A 17,196-nucleotide genomic window follows, 5' to 3' on the forward strand; every position below is an offset into this window, starting at 1 on the left:
GGACATCGTTGCAGGCAGGCTAGGGGTTCCGGGGTGCGGCGACGGACGCTCGGGTGACCAGCGGACACTCCAGAACAGTGGTCCCGGCGGAAGCCGAAGAACCGCCCCCTGCCCCTTCGAGCGCATCAATGAGGTGGTTGGCGGCCCAGGCACCCATTCCGTAGTGGGGCAGCGCCACGGTGGTGAGCCCTGGAAAGAGGCTGCCGGCCACCAGTTCCTGATCGTCGAACCCGACGACAGAGAGGTCTCCGGGGATGCTGAGACCCAGTTCCGCGGCTGCCCGGTAGGCTCCCATGGCCATCTGGTCGTTGTAGCAGAACAGGCCCGACGGCGGGTGTTCGCTCCGCAGGATCCTCGCCGCTGCCTCGTACCCGCCCGCAGCGTCAGACGACGACGCCTCCACGGGCGCCAGGCCGCCGTCGAGCCCTGCCGCGGTGAGCGTGTCGCGGAAACCGCGGAGCCGCTCCGAGGTTGATGGCACGTCCTGGACGTTGTTGATGAAGCCGATGCGGGTGTGCCCGGCGTCCAGCAGTGCGTGGACGGCGGTGCGGGCGCCGCCGTATTCGTCCGGGACAACGGAGGGGAAGCGCCCGTCAGCGGTAACGGCATCCACCAGGACGGTGGGCACCTTGCCGAGGTTGGCCGGCGCGTCCAGGACCCGGTGGTACATGGTGGCGTATAGGATCCCGTCCACCTGGCGTTCCAGCACGGCCTCCACATCGACTTCCCGCGATGCGGGCCCGGCGGTGGCGGCGGTGTTGATAAGCATGAGGGTGTAGCCGCGGGCGCGGGCAGCGTCATCGGCGCCCAGGATGATCCGGCCGGCATGCGGCGTGGTGGCCACATCCTCGCTGACCAGCCCCAGCACGCCGGTGCGGCGGTTGCGGAGCGCCTGCGCCACCCGGTTGGGTTCGTAGCCCAGCTGCTCCGCGGCCGCCTTCACCTTCTTGCGGGTTTCGGGGCTGATCCGGGCATACGTGACGTCGTTCAGGACGTGCGACACCGTGGTTGCCGACACCCCTGCGGCCACCGCGACATCCTTGATGCCAATATTCGACCTTGCCAAAATCAGACGTGCTGGTCCAGGTAGACGGGGTTGCCGAGCTTCCGGTAGAACTCCATGGAAGCGGCGAGGTCCTGCACGGCGAGGCCAACCGAGAAACCGCCGAGCTGCATGGCGGCCTACTCGTAGACGTGCGGAGCCAGGGTGCCCACGAAGTCCAGGTTGCGGTACTTCTCCGCGTAGTCCAGGCCGTAGCCCACCACGAACTCGTTGGGAATGTCGTAGCCCACGTATTTGACGTCGATCTGGACCTTGGCGGCGGTGGGCTTGCGGAAGGCGGTGCAGATTTCCACCGATGCGGTGCCGCGGGATTCCAGGTTGGTCTTCAACCAGGACAGGGTAAGGCCGGAATCGATGATGTCCTCGACGATCAGCACGTCCTTGCCCATGAGGTCCGTGTCAAGGTCCTTCAGGATGCGCACCACGCCGGAGGACTGGGTACCGGAGCCGTAGGAGGACACAGCCATCCAGTCCATCGAGACGTGGCTGTGCAGTGCGCGGGCCAGGTCCGCCATGACCATGACCGCGCCCTTGAGCACGCCCACGATCAGCAGTTCGCGGCCTTCGTAGTCCTTGTCGATCTGGGCAGCGAGTTCGGTGATGCGCTGCTGGATCTGTTCCTTGGAGTAAAGAACGTGCTTGAGGTCTGCCTGGACGTCGTTTGAATCCACCAATGGCTCCTGTGTAGATGCGGGGTGCGACTAATGTGTGGCCGGTTTTAGCGGCCGGAATACTAGCTTCCCACAGCGCGCGGGTTCGCGGGGACCGGTCCCGGGGCGGTCTGCGGTCCCGGGCCCTTCGAGTTCGGCCAGCGACAACCGGTAGGCGGCTACCCCGCCGGGCAGCTGCACCGGGCCCGCCGACCCCTGCCGCCGCAGCAGCGCTTCCGCCGCCACGAGGCGCCGATAGCTGGGCTGCTGGCCGCCGACGCCGGCCGCGGCCTTGGCGATCACGCGGAACCTGATGGCCGGGGCCAGGGCGCGCAGGGCGTCTTCCGGAAGGCTTGCTTCGGGGCCGTTCCACTCCACCAGGGACGCGTAGGTGCTTTCCGCCACATCCTCGAGGTAGTCGGCGTCCAGTTGCAGGATCGAGGCCGTGCGCGCCAGTGATTCCGCGACGCCGGGGCCCAGCTTCTCCTCGAGGTGCGGGAGGACCTCCACCCGGGTCCGGGAACGGGCGAACGCGGGGTCCGTGTTGGTGGGATCGTGCCAGGGGTCCAGCTCCTCCACCTCGCAGATCTCCTCCGTGTCGGCCCGGCGGAGCCCCAGGAAGGGACGGAGCAACAAGGCGCTTCCAGCCCCTGAACGGGTGGGCCGCATGCCGGCGAGTGATCGGGTTCCGGAGCCGCGGGCCAGGCCCAGCAGCACCTGCTCGGCCTGGTCATCCAGGGTGTGCCCCAGAAGAATGGCACCGGCGCCCTGGTCGGCCGCTGCCGCTTCGAGCGCTGCGTGGCGGGCCTCGCGGGCGGCGGCCTCGGGGCCCATGCCGGCGCCTGCCACTGTCACGGTGTGGACATCGACCGGGGCGAGGCCCAGTTCCCGAAGGGCACTGGCGGTGTCAGCTGCGACGCGGCCGGAGCCTTCCTGCAACTGGTGGTCCACCACCACTGCCCCGACCGTGACGAAATGGCCGTCAATGCTGCCGCGGCGGGCGAAGTAGGCGGCGACGGCGGCCAGCGCCATTGAGTCCGGCCCGCCGCTGCAGGCCACCAGGACGTGCTCCGGATAGCCTGCCTGCGCCAGGGCGTCACCCAGCATCTTGCGGGCAGTGCCGACTACCGGCGCCAACCGGCCGGGCCGGCGTCGTCCGCTGCGCTGCGGCACGGAATCCTGCGGCGCGGATTCCTGCGGGGCGGGGCCGGAAGGCTGGGTGGGCCCGGACGGCTGTGTGGGCCCGGACGGCTGTGCTTCGGAATGCGTGGGGGAAACGTCAGGCAATTACAGGCCCATCCGCTCAAGCCACAGCTTGGCGTCGTGGATCTCCGGCTCGGTGGGCAGGTGGTCTGCCGACTCCCAGACCCGGTTGAAGCCCTCCATTCCGGCCACGCCAACCACGGCACGGACAAAGCGGGCGCCGTCGGAGTACTGCCGCATCTTGGCGTCCAGGCCCAGCAGGCTGCGGATGAACTTCTCCACCACGCCACGGTCCTTGCCGCGGTCGTTGAACCGCTGCCGGATGGTCTTGACGGAGGGAACGATGCTGCCGTCCACGGCGTCCATCACCACGTTGGCGTGGCCTTCGAGCAGGCTCATCACGGCCGTAAGGTGCGAGATGGCGGCTTTCTCCTCCGGATCCTGCAGCAGGTCCAGGATGGCGCCGCGGCCCGGCGTGTTTCCAGTGGCCGAACGGTCCTTCAGTGAACGCGCAGCGGCCGAGGCCCGGTCCATCAGGGAATCGACATTGCCGAGCAGGTGCCCGCTGAGGTTGTCGATCTGGTCCAGCATGTGGTGGCGCAGCCAGGGTGCGGCGGCGAACTGGACCCGGTGGGTCTGTTCGTGCAGGCAGACCCACAGCCGGAAGTCCTCGGGCGCCACGTTGAGTTCGCGCTCCACGGAGACAATGTTGGGGGCCACCAACAGGAGCCGCCCGGCGGCAGGGGCGGAAGAGTTTTCGGCCAGCGCCGCGAACGGATCGTACTGGCCCAGGACCTTGCTGGACAGGAACGCCAAGACTGCGCCCAACTGGCTGCCGGTGATGGCGCCGCTGACACTGGCTGCGGAAGGGCTCAGCGACCCGCGCCGGCTGTCCAGCATCTTCTGCATGGCCGGCTTCAGCATCACGGCGAAGGACTGCGTGTTTGCCTTGGCCCACGATGCCCGGTCCACCACCAGCACCGAGGAATCCCGGAGGTCCCGGGCTGCTTCCAGGCCGGTGATCTCGTGAACGTGCGGAACGGAGGCGTCGGCGAGCCTGCGGAGGCTGTCCACGGCTTCGTTGATGGCTGCCGGTTTCAGGTCCGGCCCGGCAGGAGCAAGCCGTGCCGCCGAGGAAGCCGCCAGGTCCCAGTTGATCAGGGAAGCGGCATCAGCAGATGAGATGGGGGCGGACTGGGCTGCAGTGGACTCCATAGGTCCCATCAGAACACAGCGGGCCGGGGATCGTCCTTAAGTTCGCTCACCGGCGAAGCGAAGGCACCGGCCGGCCGCCACCCTCACAGCCGAAGCACAGGAAGGCAAAAGGCCAGGCCTAAGCTGCGGCGGCATCGTAGTGGCTACACCGCAACAGCGGCCCTACTGCGTTCCAGAAGCAGAGGCGGCCCTGGCCAGCACCGTTCGTGCGTGCCAGGGCCGCCAAAATCCCCTCAGGAGGACACCATGATCCCGTACCGTCCCATCGCTCCCCTGACCGCCGGCCCGAAGAAGGGCTGGAAGGCCGTGGTTGCCGCCGTCCTGGTGGCAGCACTCCTGGGGACCACTGCCCCCATGGCGGTGGCCGCGGAACCGGCAACCCCGGCCGGCCCTGCCTATGGCGTTACAGATACCAGGGAAGCGCGATGACTTACCGGCAGCCGCAGCCTGCGAGCGCCGTTGCCGCCCGGTCCAGCGCCACCTTATTGCCTGCGGCGCCGGGCGTCAGCCCGTTGCCAATGAAGGAGAACACGAGAAGCCGGCCGTCCGCGTCAACGACGTAGCCGCTGAGCGCCAAGACGGTGTTGAGTGTTCCGGTCTTGGCCCGGACCAGGCCCGCACCCTGGACGGTGGACTCGTCGCCGTACCGGGAATCAAGGGTGCCGGTGAGGCCGGCCACCGGGAAGCCGTCCAGTGCGGCCCGGAGCCTGGCATCGGTGCCGGTGGTGATGGCCCGGACCACCTCGGCGAATTGGCCGGCCGAGACCTGGTTGCCCATCGCCAGGCCGCACACGTCCACCAGCGTCAGGGGGCCCGCCGCAATCCCCGCCTGGGCCAACTGGCTGCTGACGGCCGCCGCGGCGCCGTCGTTGCTGCCCGGACCGCCGTCCGCAAGGGACGCCATCCGCCCCATGACCTCGGCCAGGTAGTTGTCTGATTCCTGCAGCAGCAGGTCCACCTGGTCCGCCACCGTGGCTGACTGTACCTCGGCCAGGACGTCGGGCCGTTCGGTGCCGGCAGCCGGCGCAGCCGAACCCGCTTCCGGTGAGCGGTCGACGCCGGCCGCCACAGTCAGTCCCGCGGCGGCACCTGCGGCACGGAGCCGGGCCGCGAATTCTTCCGCGGCGGACTGCGCCGCGTCCTGCGGGCGTGGACCCGTGGTCACGTCGGGGTCGTAACGCGCCGAATTCATGGCCAGCGGATACACAGGTGCCACTTCGCCGGCCGCGACGTCGCCCTCCTGCCAAGCCGGGTTCAGGGCCGGCCCGGTAAACAGGGAATCGTCCAGCATGACCTTGATTTCCCCCGATGCTCCATTGGCCTGCAGGGATGCCACAGTCCGGGCCGCGAGGGTGGTGAGGCCTGCCCTTCCCATTACCTGGCCCGGCTTCGACTCACCGGGTCCGAGCAGGACGTCGCCGCCGCCCACCAGCACCACCTGGTTGGCGGCCGGCCCCGCCACCACCCGTGTGGCGAACGTATGCTCCGGGCCCAGGGCGCGAAGGGCGGCCACGGAGGTCAGCAGCTTCATGTTCGATGCCGGCACCCGGCGGTCGGCGCCGCCCCGGTCGAAGAGGATCTGGCCCGTCAGCGCATCCTGCACGATGCCCGTAAAAGTACCGCCGCCGTCGGCCTTCAGCAGCGGGTCCACCTGCGCAGAGAGAACGGCGGGGTCCGGGACCGGGGCAGTGGATTGCAGCGGAGCCAGTCCCTGCGGGGACGCCAAGGCAGTCGGTTCGCGCTGCCAGGGCGGGGCCTCGGGCGCAGGCGGGGGAGGCTCGGGGCCGAGGAACCCGGGGGCGACGAGTGCCGCCGCCGGGAGGGCAAGGACCAGCAGGAGCGCCGCGAGCAGGAGGAGGTGCCATGGTTTTCCGGGGCCGGCGGACCTGCCCGGAAGGCCCAGCGCCGCGGCCTTCAGCGCACGGCGGTGCCACGCTTCCGCGCTGGTGGTTTTGGTCATGCCGGTGCCGGTCCTCAAGTCCTGAAATTTCCCCACAAGTTCCTGATTCCAGGGCCTCTCGCTATATCCTCAATAATAGTCGGCGGCACGGACACTCCTTTTTGTGGACCGTCAAGTGTGCCGCGCACCCCCTGTAATCGCTGAGGAGCGTTCCCATGAAGCACGACGTGACCATCGAGATCCCCAAGGGATCGCGTGTCAAGTACGAAGTTGACCACGAGACCGGCCGCGTCCGCCTGGACCGCGTCCTCTTCACCTCCATGCAGTACCCCACGCACTACGGTTTCTTCGAGAACACCCTGGGCGAAGACGGCGATCCGCTGGACGCACTGGTGCTCCTGCAGGACTTCGACCTGCACCCCGGCGTCATCGTTGAATCCCGCCCCATCGGCGTCTTCAACATGACCGACGACGGCGGCGGAGACGCCAAGGTCCTCTGCGTTCCTGTTGATGCGCGCTTCGACCACATCCAGGAAGTCAGCGACGTCAGCGAATTCCTGATCAAGGAAATCGAGCACTTCTTCACCCGTTACAAGGACCTGGAGCCGGGCAAATGGGTCAAGGCCGAGGGCTGGGGCGACCGCGCCGCCGCCGAAGCCGAGCTGGAAGCGTCCATCAAGCGCTACGTCCCCACCGGACACTGATCCCCAGGCTGGGCTTGCCCCAACAACTCCCTTAGGGTCCGACGGCGGGTGGCCGGCTTTTCGAAGCCGGCCACCCGCCGCCGTTGTCCCAGGATGGTGTGGCAAGGTGGGGCTGTGAATTCCGAGCCAGCCGTGACGTCCGAGCTTCTGTTCCATCCACCGTGCGGGCCCGTCAGCGGCTGGCGGGACGGCGAGGTGCTCCGCGCCACGGGCATCCCCTACGCCACGGCGGCCCGCTTCCGGCCTCCTGCTGCGGCGGCGGACTGGACCGAAACCTTCGCCGCCACCTCCTTGGCGCCGGCATGCCCGCAGGGACCCGTCCCGTTCCTCGACGACGTCCTGGGCACCCGGTACGGCGAACTCCCAGGCAGCGAAGACTGCCAGAACCTGTCCATCACCATGCCCGGCGATCTGAAGCCCGGCGAGACGCTGCCCGTGATGGTCTGGATCCATGGCGGCTCCTACACCACCGGGTCCGGGGACCTCGCCATCTTCGACCCCGCCCGGCTTGTGGCCGAGAACCGGGTGATCGTGGTGTCGGTAACCTACCGGCTGGGTTTGTTCGGCTTCCTCGCCACCCGCACCGGCAGGCCGGCGAACCTGGGCCTGCTGGACCAGCTGGAGGCGTTCCGCTGGGTGCAGCGGAACATCGCGGCATTCGGCGGCGATCCCGGCTGCGTCACGGCGTTCGGGCAGTCTGCCGGCGGTGATGCCATCGCCCACCTGATGGCCACCCCCGAAGCGCCGTCGCTGTTCCGGCGTGCCATCATCCAGAGCGCGCCGCTGGGGATTGCCCGCGGCCGGGCACGGATGAACCGCGCCATGGGGATCGCGGCGGAATCGGTGACGGAGGAGACCCCGGCCATGGACGTGGTGGACCGGGAGGCACTGGTGGCGCAGGTGTCGCGGAAGTTCGGGATGCTGGCCGCCATGCCATTCGGTACGCAGTACGGCCACGCCCCGCTCCCGGAGGAGAAGGACATCGCCGCCGCATGGGACCGGTCCGCACCGGGCATCGACATCCTGATCGGCCACACCTCGGAGGAAGCGCGGCTTTTCCTCCCCCGGAGTCCCTTCCTGATGCGCCTGCTCAAGGTGCCGGGAGTGGGAGCCGCCGCGGTGCGCGCCGTCGACTGGGTGGTCACCGAAACCGTCTACGGGTGGGCGTCCCGGAAGTTCGCGCGCCGCCACAAGCGCGCAGGAGGACGGGCCCACCGCTACCTGCTGAGCTGGCATGCGCCGGACAACCTCTTCGGCGCAGCCCACACCATCGACCTGCCGCTGCTCCTGGGCAACCGGGAAACCTGGGACGGCGTGGGGCTGATCGCCGGCGCTCCCTGGGAGCAGGTGGACATGACCGGCCGGGCCGTGCGGGCTCTGTGGGCCGGTTTTGCCCGCGGGGACGATCTGGGCGGGGCCGGCGCTGTGGGCGATGCGCTGCATTACCGGAGGGTCTGAGGCCGGATGAGGACCCTCGGCGTGGATTTGGCGGCAGCCACCAAGAAGACCGCCGCCGCAGTCATCGAATGGGACCTGGATTCCCACGGCCAGGGACGCGCCACGCTCGCCCACCTGGCCCTGGACGTGGACGACCAAACGATTGTGGAGCTGTTCGGCACCAGCGACATGACCGGCGTCGACTGCCCTGTCGGCTGGCCGGACGCGCTGATCCCGTTCCTCACCGGGCACCTGGACAACGTTGCGGGGCCGGTCCTCGAACACGACGGCATCGCCGGCCGGCGGCTCCTGGCCTACCGGGACACGGACCGTTTCTGCACTGCCCGGACAGGGCTGATTCCGCTGAGTGTTTCGGCGGACCGGCTGGCCCACCCTGCCATGCGCTGCGCGGTGATCCAGGCGAAGATCGCCTGCCCTGCATGGCCCCCAGTCCCGGGATGGCTCCGGCCGGCTGGCCGAGGTCTATCCGGCGGCTTCGCTCAAGATCTGGGGCCTCAACGGCCGCGGCTACAAGGGCCGCGGCAGCACGGAAACCGAACGGCTCGGTGTGCTCCTTGAAGCCCTCCGGACGCAAGCGCCGTGGCTGGACCTGGCCGGGCACGAGGCCCAACTGGCAGCCTCGGACGACCTGTTCGACGCCGTCGTCGCCTCGCTGACCGCCCGGGCCGTGGCCCGCCGTCGTACGCTCCTCCCCGATGAGGCGCATGCCCGGGCGGCCCGCAGCGAAGGCTGGATCCATCTGCCCTCGTCCGGGCTCAGCGGCCTCCCCGGCTGACGGGAAGTCAGCCGCCCAACTTCCAGTTCCGGATCTCTTCCGGGTCCTCGCCGTGGGTGCGGGTGTGCCCGCGGGCGCTGTCGCGGCGGTCCTGCAGCTCCTGCCGCAGGATTGAGTGGTTCCCGGCCAGGCCGGGCACCCGGTCGATCGCGTCGATGGCCAGCGTGAAGCGGTCGATCCCGTTGAGCATCGCCATGTCGAACGGGGTGGTGGTGGTCCCCTCCTCCTGATAGCCGTGCACGTGCAGGCCCGCCTGGTTGGTGCGCTTGTACGCCAGGCGGTGGATCAGCGTGGGGTAGCCGTGGTACGCGAAGATGATGGGCCTGTCCGTGGTGAAGATGCCGTCGAAGTCCCTGCCCGGCAGCCCGTGCGGGTGTTCGCTCTCATCCTGCAGGCGCATCAGGTCCACGACGTTAACCACACGGACCTTCAGCCCCGGGACCCCGTTGCGCAGCAGTTCCGCGGCGGCCACGGTCTCCACGGTGGGGACGTCGCCGGCGCAGGCGAGTACGACGTCGGGCTCCTCACCGGGCACCTCGGAGCCGGCGAACGTCCAGATGCCCAGGCCGCGGCGGCAGTGGTTGGCCGCGTCCGCCGGGCCCAGCCAGGTGGGTGAGGGCTGCTTTCCGCTGACCACGATGTTCACGTAGTCGGTAGAGGCCAGGCAGTGCTCCATGACGGAGAGCAGGGTGTTGGCGTCCGGCGGCAGGTACACCCGGATAACCTCCGCCTTCTTGTTCACCGCATGGTCGATGAACCCCGGGTCCTGGTGCGAGAAACCGTTGTGGTCCTGCTGCCAGACATGCGAGGACAGCAGGTAGTTCAGCGACGGCACAGGCTGGCGCCACGGCAGCCGGCGGTGCACCTTCAGCCACTTGGCGTGCTGGTTGAACATCGAATCAACAATGTGGATGAAGGCCTCGTAGCAGTTGAAGACGCCGTGCCTGCCGGTGAGGAGGTAGCCTTCCAGCCAGCCCTGGCACAGGTGCTCACTGAGGACCTCCATCACGCGGCCGGACCGCGCGAGGTGCTCGTCGGCGTCGTCAATCCGGTACTGCCACACCTTGTCGGTGACCTCATAGACATTCTGCAGCCGGTTCGACGCGGTTTCGTCCGGCCCGAAGAGGCGGAAGTTCTCCATGTTCTGCGCAATCACGTCCCGCATCCACGAGCCCAGCGTGACCATGGGGCTCACGCGGTCCGTTCCCGCTGCTGCAACGTCGACGGCGTGGTCACGGTAGGCGGGCAGCTTCAGGGCGCGCCGCAGCACTCCGCCGTTGGCATGCGGGGTGGCGCTCATCCGGAAGTCCCCGGTGGGGGCTGCCTCGGCGACGTCCGCACGGAGCCGCCCGTCGCCGTCGAACAGTTCTCCCGGACGGTAGGACTGCAGCCACTCCTCCAGTTGCTTGAGGTGTTCGCCGTTGGTGCGGACCTCCGACAGCGGGACCTGGTGGGCCCGCCATGTTCCTTCCACCTGCAGCCCGTCCACGGTCCGCGGACCGGTCCAGCCCTTCGGTGAGCGCAGCACGATCATGGGCCAGCGGTGTCCCGGGTGTTCCCCGGAGATATCGTCGTGGTCCGGACCGCTGCCGTTCCCGGCGTTGCGGTGTGCGGCCTGGATAGCGCGGATGTCCGCGAGGCATTGGTCCAGGACGCCGGCGAAGTCCTGGTGTGCCTGCCCGGTATTGCCCGGGTCCTGCACCGTGACGAAGTACGGTTCGTGCCCGTAGCCGCGCAGCAGCTGCTCCAGCTGTTCCTCGGGCATGCGGGCGAGCACCGTGGGATTGGCGATCTTGTAGCCGTTGAGGTGCAGGATGGGCAGCACGGCGCCGTCCGCCGTCGGGTCCAGGAAATTATGCGAGTGCCAGCTGGCCGCCAGCGGCCCGGTTTCGGCCTCGCCGTCGCCGATCACGACGGCGGTCACCAGCTGAGGGTTGTCCAGCACCGAGCCGTAGGCGTGGGCCAGGGAGTAGCCGAGTTCGCCGCCCTCGCTGATGGACCCCGGGGTCTCCGGCGCCGCGTGGCTGGGGATGCCGCCGGGGTAGGAGAACTGGCGGAAGAGTTCCGCGAGCCCGGCTTCGTCGTTGCCCACGTGGGCGTAGATCTCCGAGTACGTTCCTTCCAGCCAGGCATTGGCCACGACGGCGGGGCCGCCATGGCCGGGACCGGCGATGAAGAGCATCTCGGCTGAGTCGCGGCGGATGACGCGGTTCAAATGGGCATACACGAAGTTGAGGCCGGGAGTGGTGCCCCAGTGGCCCAGCAGGCGGGACTTGGTGTCTTCCGGGGTCAGGGGCCGCCGCAGCAGCGGGTTGGAGCGCAGGTAGATCTGGCCGACGGAGAGATAGTTGGCGGCACGCCACCAGCGGTCCACGAGCTCGAGTTCCTGGCGGCCCATGATGCCCTGCGCTGCGGTTGCCTGCCCTGCGTTGCCGTTTCCCTTGACTTCATTCCCAGTGCTGCCGGTCATAACCATCCTCACCTTGGGGTTTGCGCCGTGCCCGGCCGTCCCTCCATCGCAACATCTCAGCGGCGCAGGCACAACCACCAGGCACTCTCCACATGGGCAGATGTCCCCCTCGTTGCCGCTATGGGACAGGGTAGATTGAAGGTGTTTTGGACAGTTCGGATAGTGGGGGAACGGACGTGACCGACGTACACGGCACGGCAGCAACGCAGTCCCGCGCGGAAGCAGCCCTGTGGAAAAGCGCCCGCCAGCGGGTCAGGACACTGAGGAACGGGACCCGGGTGGTCGATTCCTCCATCTGGCGGTCGGTCAAAGCCTGGGCCGTCGATTTTGGCATCGTGGCCATCCTGGCAATCACTGCCGCCGTCCTGGTGGGTACCTCCGTGACCGGGACCGCAGGCAAGGCCGCCGGCGCTGCTGCCGCGACCTGGCTCATCGCGCCCTGGCTGTACGGGTTCTGCTGTGCTGGCGGCCGGTCCCTGGGGTCGCTGGCCTCGCAGACGGAAGTGGTCCGGATCAGCAGTGGCGAAGCACCGGGGGTCTGGCGGGCCGGCTGGGTCATGTTCGCCCGGACCGTCCTGTTCACCGTGATGGTCCTGGTGCTGGTCCTGGGCACCGCGGACGGCTCTTCACCCTCCGGCGCCGAGCCGAAGGGACGGCACCTCACCATCGACCGGCGGTTCCCGAAGCTTCCCGCGGGGGCTCCCGAGATCCCGCCCTACGACCTGCCCGCGGCCGCTTGACCAGCCGTAATACTCCCCCTCGCGCATTTCCTACTTACCGGTAGTGTGTAGCCAGAATGTTCACGCTGACAATCAACCAGACGGACAGCCGGCGCGACGGTGACCGGGTGCCGCAGTTACTCAAGGACCTGCGGCACATTCCCGCGCGCCTGGACTTTGACCGCTCCGTCGAAGACGAAGTCCAGGGCATCGTTGACTGCCCTGAACAGGCGGTGGAAGCGGCCTTGGTCGCCCTGCGCAGCGGCCAGTGGTACGTGGGGATCGGCGTAGGGCCGGTCAACGAGCCGCTGCCGAACCAGATCAAGGACGCTTCCGGCCACGGCTTGGTGTACGCCCGCCGGGCAGTGGACCGGCTGCGGAACAGCAAGGAGCGCGTTCCGGTGGCCGTCGAAGGGCCCCTTGCGGACATTGCGCACGACGCCGAGGCCGTCCTCCGCCTGTTGGGCCACATTGTGCGGGACCGGTCGGGCGCGGAATGGCGGGTGCTCGACCTGCTGACGCCGGGTGTCCGCGGCCAGCAGAAGGCGGTGGCCCAGGAGCTGGGCATCACCACCCAGGCGGTCAGCAAAGCCGTGGCGCGGGCGCAGTGGAACGAGGAACACGCGGCCAGGCCGGCAGTTGCCCGGCTGCTGGCCCTGATCCTTGAGGTGCGGTAGCGGCGCTACTTTGCTGTGGCCGCCATGACGGGCTCGCCGTTGAAGTATTCGAGCTGCCACCCCTCGATGGCGTGGTGGTGCGCCAGGTTCAGTGCGGCGTTGTCCACGCTGGGAAGGGTTTCGCCGATGGCCCGGCTCAGGCTGACGCGAAGGAGCGTGCCGTGCGTGACCACCAGGAGCCGCTTGCCGCTGAACTCCCCGGCGAGCGCTTCCAGAGCCGCGAGGCCGCGGCTGGCAGCTTCGTCCTCGCTCTCGGCGCCCTTGAAGCCGCCCGGGATCCGCAGCGCGTCCAGTTCCGGCCCGGCCTGCATTCCCTCGGCGGGCCCGAAGCTGCGCTCCGTCAGCTCCGGAACGCGCCTGGACACCGTAAGGCCCAGCCCTTCGGCGATGAGGTCAGCTGTTTCCGCGGCACGGCTCAGCGGTGAGGAGACGATCGCATCCCATTCGTAAGGCGAAAGGACGGCGGCGGCGTCACGCGCCTGGCCGCGGCCCACGTCGTTCAGCGGAATGTCGGTGGACCCCTGCAGCCGGCGCTCGGCATTCCAGTCGGTCTGGCCGTGGCGGACGAGGGCAAACGTCGTAAGGGTCATGCCTTCCATTCTGCCTTGTACGCAGCTGGGTTACGGAACCGTGCCGAGGCGGGGGAGACCGCGTGGCCGCAGCGCGGGCTGTGGCGGCCGGAAGCCTAGAGGAGGCTGCGGAGCACGTGCGCTGCGCCGTCGTCGTATACGGAATGGGTGACCTCGTCCGCGATGGCGATGACCTCTTCCGGCGCCTGGCCCATGGCCACTCCCCGGCCGGCCCAGCCGAGCATCTCGATGTCGTTCCTGCCATCGCCCACAGCCACCGTGCGGCTCGGATCGATGCCGAGCTGGAGGCGGAGGTTTTCCAGGGCGCTGGCCTTGGTCACTCCGGCGGCGGCGATGTCCAGCCACGCCGTCCAGCCCACCGAGTACGTGACGCCGGCGAGACCGATGTGGTCGATGGCCTCGTTGAACTCCTCGGGGGTGTTCTCAGTGCTGAACACCACCACGCGCACAGCCGTGGCCTCGAGCATGGTCTGGAAGTCGACGCCAATGGCCTCGACGCCAAAGCTCGCGTCCTGGAACCGCTCGGTGGAGAGGAAATTGCCGTCGGCGTCCTCGAGCGCGTACTTGGCTGAGGGGAGCCGTTCGCGGAGTGCCCGAAGCGCAGGTGCCGGATCGAAGGTGGCCTTGTGGATAATCTCATAGCCGCCGTCGAGTTCGGGGTGCAGCCGCAGCGTCACGCCGCCGTTGCAGCACACCGCGTAGCCGCGTTCCACGCCGATCTTTTCGATGATGGGCAGCGTAGCGTTGAGCGACCGGCCGGTGGCGATCATCACCTCGTGGCCGGCTTCCACCACGGCCTGTGCGGATTCCCGGACGGCCGGGGACATGTGGCCGTCATGGTCCACCAGGGTGCCGTCCACGTCCAGGGCCACCATCAGTTGCCGGCCATTGAGTGCGCTGTTGTTGGGTTCCGTGTCTCGCCGGTCATCGTTGCCGGCGACTGAGGTTTCAGTCAGTGTTGTCATTGTTCCAGTGAAACAGACGCCCCCAAACGCCGCTAGGACGCGCGCCACAGGTTTGTTGAACAGCCGGTAAATACTCACAGGTTGTCCACGCTGTGAGTATTTACCCCGGCAGGTCCTGCACCGCCAGCGTCCGCCGGCCCGGTACCGCCGAGATCAGCTCCCGCGTATACCCGTGTTCGGGCCGCTCCAGCACCGATTCCGTGGTTCCGGCTTCCAGCAGTTCCCCGCCGCGCATCACGGCCACGCGGTCCGAGATCTGCTGCACCACCGCGAGGTCGTGAGAGATGAAGAGGTAGCTCAACCTGTCCTGGACCTGGAGCTCGGCGAGCAGCGCCAGGATCTGCGCCTGCACTGACACATCCAGCGCGGACACTGCTTCATCCAGCACCACCAGTTCCGGACGCAGGGCCAGGGCGCGGGCAATGGCCACCCGTTGGCGCTGCCCGCCGGACAGTTCTGCGGGCTGCCTTCGCCCGTAGTCGGCCGGCAGATGCACCGCGTCCAGCAGCCCGGCCACCCTCGCCCGGCGGTCCGACGGCGTCCCCTCACCAAAGGCGCGCAGCGGTTCGGCCACGCTGTCCGCCACGGTGAAGCGGGGATCCAGCGAAGCGTAAGGGCTCTGGAAAACCACCTGGAAGCGGCGCCGCAGCTGTCGCAGCCGCTCACCCCGCGCGGCGGTGAGGTCCTCGCCGTCGAACGTCACGGAACCGCTGGTTGGCTTATCCAGCCGCAGCAACAGCCTGGCCACTGTACTTTTGCCCGAGCCGCTCTCCCCCACCAGTGCCAGGGTTTCACCGCGCAGGATCTCGAGCGAGACGTCGTTGACCGCGGTGAGGGTGCGCGGCCCCTTGGCCGTCCGCGGCAGGTGGAAGACCTTCCGCAGGTTACGCGCCTGCACCAAGGGACCCTCGGAACCAGTAGGCCCCGGGGCTGCCGCAGCGGCGGTGCCATCCGGCCGGGTTACGCCGGCCACGGTTGGCCGGAGCCGTTGGGGACTCAGTCCGGGTGCAGCGGCGATCAGCTGACGGGTGTAGGCGTGCCGGGGATTGCCCAGGACCTGGGCAGCTGACCCTGCTTCCACGATCTCGCCCCGGCGCATCACGATGATGCGGTCGGCGCGGTCTGCTGCCACGCCAAGATCGTGGGTGATCAGCAGGACGGCGGTCCCCCGCTCCGCCGTGAGCGCCGCGATGTTGTCCAGGATCTGCCGCTGCACGGTGACATCCAGCGCACTGGTGGGTTCGTCCGCGATCACCAGCCGGGGCCGCGCGGCGAGCGCGGAGGCAATCAGGACCCGCTGGCGCATCCCGCCGGAGAACTGGTGCGGGTACTGCCGTGCCCGGGATTCGGCGTCCCGGATGCCGCTCTCGGCCAGCAGCCGGACGGCATCCCGGCGGGCCTCCTTCTTCGGCTGCAGCCGGTGGATGGTGAGGGCCTCGGCCACCTGCGGCCCCACTTTCTGCAGTGGATCCAGCGACGCGGTGGGGTCCTGCGGGATCAGGCCGATGTCCCGGCCCCGGACGCCCTGCCACTCCTTGCGGGTGAGCCGGGACAGGTCCGCACCGGCAAAGACCACTGACCCGGAATCCGGCCGCGCGTTCCCTGGCAGCAGGTTGATGATGGCGTGCGCGGTTGTGGTTTTTCCGGAGCCGGATTCGCCCACGATCGCCACCACTTCCCCGGCGTTGATCTCGAAACTTACTCCGTGCACGGCTTCCCGGGGCGTGCCGTCCACCAGGTAGCTGACGCGCAGCCCCTCGACCTTCAGGAGCGGTTCGCCGGCTCCGGTGGGCGGGCTGTCCTGCGCTGGAGTAGCCGTCATGTCCTGTTCCTTTCGGGGTCCTGGAAAGCGTGCGAGATGCGGTTGGTGGAGAGGACGACGGCGGCGATCACCAGGCCGGGCAGCGTCACCAGCCACCATGCGGCTACCAGGTAGTCGCGGCCGCCGGCCACCAGGGAGCCCCACTCGGCGGCCGGCGGCGGCGCGCCGAAGCCGAGGAAGCTCAGAGAGGAGATGGACAGCACGGCCATCCCGAATTCCAGGGCGGACAGCGCCAGCACCGGCCCGGCGGCATTCGGGAGGACATGCCGGAGCAGGATGCCGTGCCAGCGGACACCGGAGGACCGGGCCGCCTCCACGTAGACTGCCGACCCCACCCGGAGGGATTCGGCGCGCATGATGCGGGCGAAATTGGCCACGCTGGCGATGCCCACCGCGATGGCGATGTTCACCGTACCGAAGCCCAACACCGTGATGAGCGCCAGCGACAGCAGCAGGCTGGGGATGGCGAGCAGGACGTCCATGACGCGCATGATGGCGTCGTCCACCCAACCGCGCAGGAACCCTGCGAGCAAGCCGAGCAGCGAACCTGCCACCAGCCCCACTGCCACCGCAACGGCTGTGGCTGCCAGGGACGTGGCGGAACCGTGCACCACCCGGGAGAACAGGTCCCGGCCCAGGCTGTCCGTCCCGAACCAGTGTTCGGCGGACGGCGGTTTGAGCCGGGCCGACGGAACGCCGGTGTCCGGCGGCCATTGTGTGAACGCCCCCGGAATCACGGCCCAAAGGATCACCACGGCGATGACCAGGACGGCCAGGACCAGTCCGGGGCTCTTAAGCAGGACCCTCGCCCTGCGGGCAAGCCGCGCAATCGCAGGGGGTGCTGCAGGCCCGCGTCCGACGGCGGCGGGTGCGGCTGTCCGCCCGGCGGCGGACAGCGGGTCCCGCACCTCATCCCTCCCGGGGTCTGGTGCGTCCGCTGCCGGTCCCGGGCTGTCCCGGAGAAGTTGCTGCGACATGATGCCTC

The 17,196-nt window shown here is 68.8% G+C and carries 17 protein-coding genes; 7 read left to right on the forward strand and 10 right to left on the reverse strand.

The window, feature by feature from the left end:
- Window positions 1–19 precede the first annotated feature (19 nt).
- From OVA06_RS16990 to OVA06_RS17005, 4 genes are all read right to left on the reverse strand, one after another.
- Window positions 20–1,066 carry a LacI family DNA-binding transcriptional regulator gene (locus OVA06_RS16990; protein WP_268159903.1) on the reverse strand — a complete coding sequence of 349 codons (1,047 nt, stop codon included), beginning with the start codon at window positions 1,064–1,066 and terminating at the stop codon, window positions 20–22.
- A gap of 116 nt (window positions 1,067–1,182) precedes the next feature.
- Entirely contained in the window at window positions 1,183–1,734 is a 552-nt protein-coding gene (gene hpt / locus OVA06_RS16995) for a hypoxanthine phosphoribosyltransferase (protein ID WP_268159905.1), read from the reverse strand.
- A 30-nt stretch (window positions 1,735–1,764) separates the two neighbouring features.
- Window positions 1,765–2,820: a tRNA lysidine(34) synthetase TilS gene (gene tilS / locus OVA06_RS17000; RefSeq protein WP_268160831.1), complete on the reverse strand. Its 1,056-nt coding sequence runs from the start codon at window positions 2,818–2,820 to the stop codon at window positions 1,765–1,767.
- Between the two features lie 180 nt (window positions 2,821–3,000).
- On the reverse strand, window positions 3,001–4,131 hold the full coding sequence (locus OVA06_RS17005; RefSeq protein ID WP_268159907.1) for a zinc-dependent metalloprotease: 1,131 nt from the start codon (window positions 4,129–4,131) through the stop codon (window positions 3,001–3,003).
- Between the two features lie 246 nt (window positions 4,132–4,377).
- Here OVA06_RS17005 and OVA06_RS17010 point away from each other — a divergent pair, with 246 nt between their 5' ends.
- A complete protein-coding gene (locus OVA06_RS17010) occupies window positions 4,378–4,560 on the forward strand; it encodes a hypothetical protein (protein ID WP_268159909.1) in 183 nt (60 codons plus the stop codon).
- 1 nt (window position 4,561) lies between these two features.
- On the opposite strand, the gene dacB is transcribed toward OVA06_RS17010, so the two are convergent.
- A complete protein-coding gene (gene dacB / locus OVA06_RS17015; RefSeq protein WP_268159911.1) occupies window positions 4,562–6,091 on the reverse strand; it encodes a D-alanyl-D-alanine carboxypeptidase/D-alanyl-D-alanine endopeptidase in 1,530 nt (509 codons plus the stop codon).
- A gap of 155 nt (window positions 6,092–6,246) precedes the next feature.
- Between dacB and OVA06_RS17020 the strand changes: the two genes are divergently transcribed.
- From OVA06_RS17020 to OVA06_RS19810, 4 genes are all read left to right on the forward strand, one after another.
- Window positions 6,247–6,735, forward strand: a complete 489-nt coding sequence (locus OVA06_RS17020; protein ID WP_015935533.1) for an inorganic diphosphatase — start codon at window positions 6,247–6,249, stop codon at window positions 6,733–6,735.
- Between the two features lie 114 nt (window positions 6,736–6,849).
- Complete coding sequence (locus OVA06_RS17025) at window positions 6,850–8,193, forward strand: carboxylesterase family protein (RefSeq protein ID WP_442793563.1); 1,344 nt, start codon at window positions 6,850–6,852, stop codon at window positions 8,191–8,193.
- A 21-nt stretch (window positions 8,194–8,214) separates the two neighbouring features.
- Window positions 8,215–8,751: a DUF429 domain-containing protein gene (locus OVA06_RS17030; protein ID WP_442793564.1), complete on the forward strand. Its 537-nt coding sequence runs from the start codon at window positions 8,215–8,217 to the stop codon at window positions 8,749–8,751.
- Window positions 8,678–8,968 carry a DUF429 domain-containing protein gene (locus tag OVA06_RS19810; RefSeq protein WP_442793585.1) on the forward strand — a complete coding sequence of 97 codons (291 nt, stop codon included), beginning with the start codon at window positions 8,678–8,680 and terminating at the stop codon, window positions 8,966–8,968. The genes OVA06_RS17030 and OVA06_RS19810 overlap by 74 nt, the downstream gene beginning before the upstream one ends.
- A gap of 7 nt (window positions 8,969–8,975) precedes the next feature.
- Here the strand turns inward: OVA06_RS19810 and OVA06_RS17035 are convergent, their stop codons facing one another.
- A complete protein-coding gene (locus OVA06_RS17035; RefSeq protein WP_268159916.1) occupies window positions 8,976–11,438 on the reverse strand; it encodes a phosphoketolase family protein in 2,463 nt (820 codons plus the stop codon).
- Window positions 11,439–11,614: 176 nt separating this feature from the next.
- Between OVA06_RS17035 and OVA06_RS17040 the strand changes: the two genes are divergently transcribed.
- On the forward strand, window positions 11,615–12,178 hold the full coding sequence (locus tag OVA06_RS17040) for a hypothetical protein (RefSeq protein WP_056082970.1): 564 nt from the start codon (window positions 11,615–11,617) through the stop codon (window positions 12,176–12,178).
- Between the two features lie 56 nt (window positions 12,179–12,234).
- Entirely contained in the window at window positions 12,235–12,834 is a 600-nt protein-coding gene (locus OVA06_RS17045) for a hypothetical protein (protein WP_268159919.1), read from the forward strand.
- A 5-nt stretch (window positions 12,835–12,839) separates the two neighbouring features.
- Here the strand turns inward: OVA06_RS17045 and OVA06_RS17050 are convergent, their stop codons facing one another.
- From OVA06_RS17050 to OVA06_RS17065, 4 genes are all read right to left on the reverse strand, one after another.
- Entirely contained in the window at window positions 12,840–13,424 is a 585-nt protein-coding gene (locus OVA06_RS17050; RefSeq protein ID WP_082497460.1) for a histidine phosphatase family protein, read from the reverse strand.
- 95 nt (window positions 13,425–13,519) lie between these two features.
- The gene (locus tag OVA06_RS17055) at window positions 13,520–14,389 is read right to left on the reverse strand and encodes an HAD family hydrolase (RefSeq protein ID WP_056082980.1); all 870 of its coding nucleotides are present in this window, start codon (window positions 14,387–14,389) and stop codon (window positions 13,520–13,522) included.
- 100 nt (window positions 14,390–14,489) lie between these two features.
- On the reverse strand, window positions 14,490–16,211 hold the full coding sequence (locus tag OVA06_RS17060; RefSeq protein ID WP_056082982.1) for a dipeptide ABC transporter ATP-binding protein: 1,722 nt from the start codon (window positions 16,209–16,211) through the stop codon (window positions 14,490–14,492).
- Entirely contained in the window at window positions 16,208–17,188 is a 981-nt protein-coding gene (locus tag OVA06_RS17065; RefSeq protein ID WP_056082985.1) for an ABC transporter permease, read from the reverse strand. Before OVA06_RS17065 ends, OVA06_RS17060 begins: the two co-directional genes overlap by 4 nt.
- Window positions 17,189–17,196 lie beyond the last annotated feature (8 nt).

The organism is Pseudarthrobacter sp. SL88 (genome assembly GCF_026672455.1).
In the GTDB taxonomy this organism is placed as follows: domain Bacteria; phylum Actinomycetota; class Actinomycetes; order Actinomycetales; family Micrococcaceae; genus Arthrobacter.